The organism is Inquilinus sp. (genome assembly GCF_039594555.1).
Lineage (GTDB): Bacteria > Pseudomonadota > Alphaproteobacteria > DSM-16000 > Inquilinaceae > Inquilinus.
This window is the reverse complement of sequence record NZ_JBCNNF010000412.1, coordinates 1-6,153: the sequence shown is the minus strand read 5'-3', so window position 1 is coordinate 6,153 and position 6,153 is coordinate 1. Positions and strand designations below refer to the sequence as shown.

Here is a 6,153-nt window from a genome sequence, read left to right as displayed (position 1 = left end):
CGACATCCATCCGGCGGCCCGGATCGGCTGGGGCCTGCTGATCGACCACGGCACCGGCGTCGTCATCGGCGAGACCGCGGTGGTCGGCAACGATGTCTCGATCCTGCACGGCGTCACCCTCGGCGGCACCGGCAAGGTCGGCGGCGACCGCCACCCGAAGGTGCGCGACGGCGTGCTGATCGGCGCCGGCGCCAAGATCCTCGGCAATATCGAGATCGGCGAGGGCGCCAAGATCGGCGCCGGCAGCGTGGTCCTGGCCGACGTGCCGCCGCACCGGACGGCGGTGGGCGTCCCCGCCCGCATCGTCGGCTCGTGTTCGGAGCCGCTGCCCGCCCTCACCATGGATCATTCGATCCCGGTGCCTCCGGGGATCGATTTCGTGATCTGACGGCGTCGGGTTAGGCTCCCTCCGCAGGCTGCTGAGGGGGCCGCCATGACCGACAGCTTCGATCTTGACGCCTATCTGCGCCGCATCGGCCATGATGGTCCGGTCGCGCCCGACCTCGCGACGCTGCAGACGCTGGTGCTGCGGCAGGCATCCGCGATCGCCTTCGAGAATCTCGACCCGTTCCTCGGCCGGGCGCCGCGGCTGGATCCGGGGTCGCTGCAGGTCAAGCTCGTCGGCGGCGGCCGCGGCGGCTACTGCTTCGAACTGAACCTGCTGCTGCGCCTGGCGCTGCGGGCGATCGGGTTCCGCGTCGCCTGCCTGGGCGCCCGGGTGCTGTGGGGACAGCCCGAGGACCATATGAGCCCGCGCAGCCACATGCTCTTGCGGGTCGATCTCGACGACGGGCCGCGCCTCGCCGATGCCGGCTTCGGCGGCCAGACCCCGACCGCGGCGCTGCGGCTCGACCCGAATCTGGAGCAGGCGACCCCGCACGAGCCGTTCCGCCTGGTTCGCGCCGGCGGCGACCTGAAGCTGCAGGCCCGGATCGGCGACGACTGGCGGTCGCTGTACCGCTTCGACCAGCAGGAACAGCTGCCGGTCGATTACGAGGCGCCCAACTGGTACCTCGCCACCCATCCGGATTCGCATTTCGTCACCGGCCTCAGCGTCGCCCGGGTCGGTCCGGGACGCCGGCATGGCCTGCGCGACACCGAGCTGGCCCGGCACTACACGGACGGCCCGACCCGGCGCTTCACCCTGAAGAGCGGACCGGAGATGAAGACGGTCCTGTCGGAGATCTTCGGCCTGGCCGTCCCTTACGGGCCCGATCTCGACCGGGCCCTGGCGCGCCTGTTCCCCGCGCCTATGCCCCGGTGACCCAGTCGAACAGCAGCTTGACGTTCAGCACGATGATCACCGCCGAGACCAGCCAGGCGGTCCACTTCATCCAGGCCGGGTTGACGAAGGCGCCCATCTTCGCCTTGTCGCTGGTGAAGGCCACCAGCGGCACCACGGCGAAGGGCAGCTGTAGGCTCAGCACCACCTGGCTCAGCACCAGCAGCTCGGCCGTGCCGCTCTCGCCATACATCGCGGTCACGATCACCGTCGGCACGATGGCGATGCCGCGGGTGATCAGCCGCCGGATCCAGGGCTTCAGCCGGATCGACAGGAAGCCCTCCATCACGATCTGCCCGGCCAGGGTGGCGGTCAGGGTCGAGTTCTGGCCCGAGGCCAGCAGCGCCACGGCGAACAGGGTGCTGGCGATGCCGACGCCGAGCATCGGCGCCAGCAGCTGGTAGGCGTCCTGGATCTCGGCCACGTCGGTGCGGCCGGCGGTGTGGAAGGTGGCGGCGGCCAGGATCAGGATCGCGGCGTTGATGAACAGGGCGAACATCAGCGCCACGGTCGAATCAATGGTGGCGAAGCGGATCGCCTCGCGCTTGCCGGTCTCCGATTTCTCGAAGGCGCGGGTCTGCACGATCGAGGAGTGCAGGTACAGGTTGTGCGGCATCACGGTCGCGCCGATGATGCCGATGGCGATGTACAGCATCGCCGGGTTGGTCACGATCTCGGGCGAGGGGATGAAGCCGCGGGCGACCTCGGCGATCGCCGGCTGCGCCAGGACCAGCTCGACCAGGAAGCAGGTGGCGATCACCAGCATCAGCCCGATGATAAACGCCTCCAGGTGCCGGAAGCCGCGGTGCTGCAGGTACAGCACCACCATGACGTCCAGCGCGGTCAGCACCACGCCCCACAGCAGCGGGATGCCGAACAAGAGCTGCAGCGCGATGGCGGTGCCGATCACCTCGGCCAGGTCGCAGGCGACGATCGCCACCTCGCACAGGAACCACAGGGCGATGGCGACCGGCTTCGGATAGTGGTCGCGGCAGGCCTGGGCCAGGTCGCGCCCGGTGACGATGCCCAGCTTGGCGGAGAGCGCCTGCAGCAGGATCGCCATCACGTTCGACAGCAGGATGACCGACAGCAGCGTGTAGCCGAAGGCTGAACCGCCGGCCAGGTCGGTCGCCCAGTTGCCCGGGTCCATGTAGCCGACGGCGACGAGGTAGCCGGGGCCGACGAAGGCGAACAGCTTGCGCAGCCAGCCCACGCCCTTGGGCACGACGATGCTGCGGTGTACCTCGGGCAGGCTCGGCGCGCCGGGCGCGTTGCGCCAGCCAGAGCCGGACGCGCTGCCCTGCGGGGCAATCTCATGGGCCGTGATGTCGCTTCTCATCATGCGCGCTCATTTCATCTCCGCTGCCGGGCAGCGGCCGAAAACCGGTGTCCGATCGATCTCCCTGTCCTGTATAATGTAGCCATGGCTACATTCTTGGCAAGCGTCATAACCTTGTCATTTTCCGATCCGCGGGTATGATGCGCCGCAACCGCGCCGGCCCCCGGGACCGCAAGCACCATGACCGCAGAATCGCGGTCCCGATTCCATCAATGGGGCCGGAAGGCATCCGGCTCCGAAGGACAGACGAGATGACGGAACAGGATCGCCCGACCGACACCGGGCTGCAGGCCGCGGGGTTCAGCCGGGTGCGCCAGGCCCGCCAGTCCGAGACGGCCGAAGACTATGTCGAGATGATCGCCGAGCTGATCGACAGCCAGGGCGAGGCGCGGATCGTCGAGCTGGCGGAGCGATTCGGCGTGGCCCACGCCACGGTGAACAAGACCATCGCCCGGCTGCAGCGCGAGGGGCTGGTCAGCGCCCGGCCCTATCGCTCGATCTTCCTGACGGATGCCGGGCGCGAGATGGCCGATGCCTGCCGCCGGCGCCACCGCATCGTGGTCGAGTTCCTGAAGTCGATCGGCGTCAGCGACGAGGTGGCGGAGATCGATGCCGAGGGCATCGAACACCATGTCAGCGCCGAGACGCTGGCCGCCTTCGAGCGCTTGGTGACGATGAAGGCCTGAGCCGGGCTCAGGCCGCCTTGCGTGCCTCGATATAGTCGACCGACTGCATCTCCATCAGCCGGCTTTCGGTGCGGGCGAATTCCAGCGCCTGGCTTTCGCCGGCATAGAGCTGGGTGACTGGCACCTCGGCCGCGATCACCACCCGGCGGCGCGCCTCGTACAGGCTGTCGATCAGCACGATGAAGCGCTTCATCTCGTGCCGCTTGGCCTCGGTGAAGCGCGGCACGCCCTCGATGATCACGGTGTGGAAGGCGTCGGCCAAGGTCAGGTAGTCGGCGGCGCCCAGCGGCCGGGCGCACAGCGCGTCGAAATCGCACCAGGCCACGCCCTTCGCCGCGCGCGGCACCTCCAGCGTGCGGTTGCCGGGGACGGGCAGGGTGACCGGTGCGCCCTCGGCGCCGTCGGTCAGGTCGGCGAACAGCTCGGCCAGCGCCTTGTGCGCCATCCCGCCCAGTGGCGAGTGGTACACCGGCCGGCCGCGCAGCCGGTCCAGGCGGTAGTCGCGGCCGCCATCCAGCTGCACCACCTCCAGCTTCTTCTTGATCATGGCGATGAAGGGCAGGAAGCGGTCGCGCTGCAGCCCGTCCTTGTACAGATCGTCCGGCGGCCAGTTCGAGGTCGCGACCACGATCACGCCGAGGCCGAACAGCGCCTGGAACAGCCGGCCCAGGATCATGGCGTCGGCGATGTCGACGACATGGAACTCGTCGAAGCACAGCAGCCAGGCCTCGGCCGCGATGCGGCGGGCCAGCGGCGGGATCGGGTCGGCGGTCTCGCCCTCGGCCGCGGCGCCGGACTGGCGCCACTCATGGATGCGCTGATGCACCTCCAGCATGAAGGCGTTGAAATGCACCCGGCGCTTCTTCGGCACCGGCGTGGTCTCGAAGAACAGGTCCATCAGCATGGACTTGCCGCGCCCGACGCAGCCCCAGAAGTACAGGCCGCGCGGCGGGTCGACCGCCGGCGCCTTCTTCCGGCCGAAGCCCAGCCGGGCCAGCAGGCCGTTGCCGTTGGGCTCAGGATCGGGCGGGGTGTAGCTGCGCAGCTGCCGGTGCAGCCGCTGCAGCTTCTCGACCGCGGCGGCCTGGGCCGGATCGGCCCGCAGGGCGCCCTCGGCGATCCGGCGGCGGTAGAGGGCAAGCGGCTCGTCGTCTTGCGCTGCAACATCGGGCATGGCGAGGCTGCTTACCGCAAGCCCCGGCGAAATGCCAGACAAGGCGGCGCATCCCTGGGCTGACCCGGCGGCGCGTCAGGCCGCGCGCAGGTCCAGCTGCGCCCGGCGCTCGAGCAGGGCGAAGCCGGCGTGCTTATAGACCCGGCAGGCGGCCGGGTTCAGGTCGTTGGTGGCCAGCAGGGCCGTGATCACGCCCTCGGCCCGCAGCGCCGCCAGCAGGCCGGCGACAACCCGCCCGGCCAGGCCCTCGCCGCGGCGGGCAGGGTCGACCAGGAAATTGCCGATCATCGCCCGGTGTCCGGAGCGGGCGAGGACGCCGCCGGCCGCGACCGGGCGCCCGTCCTCGACGATGGCGACGAAGGGCAGCTCCAGCATCCAGGCGGAGAACACGGTCGCCGGATAATGCGCAGCGTAGAAGCGGCGCAGCGGCTCCAGCTCGGCCGGCCCCATCCGCCGGCAGGCGGGATCCGGCGCAGGGAGGCTGTCGAGCGGCCGGGCGTAGAAGCGCAGCCCGTCCTCCAGCGCCAGCCGGCCGACGCAGGCGGGACGCAGCCGCTCGGCCTGCTCCGGCGTCAGATGCAGCTCCAGCGGCCGCGGATCGGCGGTGAGGGAGAGGAGGGCGGCATCGCCGATGGCGCCGACCGGGGTGTAGACCGAAAGCCCATCGAAAGCGATGCCGAGGATGGCGCCCTCCGACTCCACCCGCACCGACCGGCTGCGGTCGCCCGCAGCCGCGGCGTCGAGCGCCGCGTCCCAGTACAGCGCGAAGACCGGGTGCCCGGCCACCAGGGCGCCGACCCGCGCCCGCTCGGCGGGGGAGATGTCGGTTACGGGATAGAATCCGGGGAGATCAGTCATGACCATCTTCCTCGTCATCCCGGGCGCGGTGCAGCACGTAGTGATGCGCCGCAGACCCGGGATCTCGTCGGGATTGGCGAGAGATCCCGGATCGGCGCCGCTGCGCGGCCTGTCCGGGATGACGATGGTGGAGAAAGGCGACCGGCCTCACACCACCCGGATGTTCTTGAACTGCCAGGGGTCCTCGGGGTCGATGTCCTCGGGGAACAGCTCGCCACGGCCCTGCAGCGGATTCCAGTCGGTGAAGGCGCCGGCCAGCTCGCCGAGATAGGGGGCCGCCACCTGCAGCACCCGCTCGTGGTCCATCTCCTCGGGCTCGACCAGCCCGCGATCCGGGTTCTCGATCGCCCAGACCAAGCCGCCCAGCACCGCCGCGGTCACTTGCAGGCTGGTGGCGTTGTTGTGCGGCGCCAGTTCGCGCGCCTCGCCGATGGTCAGGCGCGAGCCGTACCAGTAGGCGCCCTTGGCGTGGCCAGCCAGCAGCACGCCGAGCTCGTCCATGCCCTCGGTGATCTCGTCCATCATCAGCCGCTTGTTGGGCTGCAGCTCGTAGTTGCGGCCGGCGAATTCATGCACCGACAGCACCGCGTCGTCGGACGGGTGGTAGGCATAGTGCACGGTCGGCCGGTATTCCGGCTGCGTGCCGGACCCGACCGTCAGGTAGTCGGCCAGCGAGATCGCCTCGTTGTGGGTGATCAGGAAGCCGTGGATCGGCCCGGCCAGCGGCGTCCAGGTAATCAGGCTTTAAATCGTCACGACTAAAAACTTGCAGCAACAATAAAACTTGAGATGTGCCAAGCACAGTCTTTATAGG

The 6,153-nt window shown here is 69.6% G+C and carries 5 protein-coding genes and 2 pseudogenes; 3 read left to right on the top strand and 4 right to left on the bottom strand.

Annotated elements, in window-relative coordinates:
• Together ABDW35_RS30215 and ABDW35_RS30210 are read left to right on the top strand one after the other, a co-directional pair.
• Positions 1-388 (top strand): annotated as a pseudogene (locus ABDW35_RS30215) (serine O-acetyltransferase); the annotation flags it as partial.
• 45 nt (positions 389-433) lie between these two features.
• Positions 434-1,264, top strand: coding sequence for an arylamine N-acetyltransferase (locus tag ABDW35_RS30210; RefSeq protein ID WP_343717550.1), 831 nt, complete (start codon positions 434-436; stop codon positions 1,262-1,264).
• Here ABDW35_RS30210 and ABDW35_RS30205 read toward each other — a convergent pair.
• Positions 1,251-2,624, bottom strand: a complete 1,374-nt coding sequence (locus ABDW35_RS30205; protein WP_343717549.1) for an Nramp family divalent metal transporter — start codon at positions 2,622-2,624, stop codon at positions 1,251-1,253. The two genes, ABDW35_RS30210 and ABDW35_RS30205, sit on opposite strands and share 14 nt — an antisense overlap.
• A gap of 248 nt (positions 2,625-2,872) precedes the next feature.
• On the opposite strand from ABDW35_RS30205, the gene mntR reads away from it, so the two are divergent.
• Positions 2,873-3,307, top strand: coding sequence for a manganese-binding transcriptional regulator MntR (gene mntR / locus ABDW35_RS30200; protein ID WP_343717548.1), 435 nt, complete (start codon positions 2,873-2,875; stop codon positions 3,305-3,307).
• A 7-nt stretch (positions 3,308-3,314) separates the two neighbouring features.
• On the opposite strand, the gene zapE is transcribed toward mntR, so the two are convergent.
• The 3 genes and pseudogenes from zapE to ABDW35_RS30185 all read right to left on the bottom strand — a co-directional run.
• Positions 3,315-4,481: a cell division protein ZapE gene (gene zapE / locus ABDW35_RS30195; protein WP_343717547.1), complete on the bottom strand. Its 1,167-nt coding sequence runs from the start codon at positions 4,479-4,481 to the stop codon at positions 3,315-3,317.
• Between the two features lie 75 nt (positions 4,482-4,556).
• Entirely contained in the window at positions 4,557-5,339 is a 783-nt protein-coding gene (locus ABDW35_RS30190; RefSeq protein WP_343717546.1) for a GNAT family N-acetyltransferase, read from the bottom strand.
• Between the two features lie 147 nt (positions 5,340-5,486).
• A pseudogene (locus ABDW35_RS30185) lies at positions 5,487-6,080 on the bottom strand (saccharopine dehydrogenase C-terminal domain-containing protein); the annotation flags it as partial.
• Positions 6,081-6,153 lie beyond the last annotated feature (73 nt).

What these genes read in the sequence shown, in the direction of transcription:
- zapE (WP_343717547.1), bottom strand. Translation starts at nt 4,481, where the DNA reads ATGCCCGATGTTGCAGCGCAAGACGACGAGCCGCTTGCCCTCTACCGC.
- ABDW35_RS30190 (WP_343717546.1), bottom strand. Translation starts at nt 5,339, where the DNA reads ATGACTGATCTCCCCGGATTCTATCCCGTAACCGACATCTCCCCCGCC.
- ABDW35_RS30205 (WP_343717549.1), bottom strand. Translation starts at nt 2,624, where the DNA reads ATGATGAGAAGCGACATCACGGCCCATGAGATTGCCCCGCAGGGCAGC.
- mntR (WP_343717548.1), top strand. Translation starts at nt 2,873, where the DNA reads ATGACGGAACAGGATCGCCCGACCGACACCGGGCTGCAGGCCGCGGGG.
- ABDW35_RS30210 (WP_343717550.1), top strand. Translation starts at nt 434, where the DNA reads ATGACCGACAGCTTCGATCTTGACGCCTATCTGCGCCGCATCGGCCAT.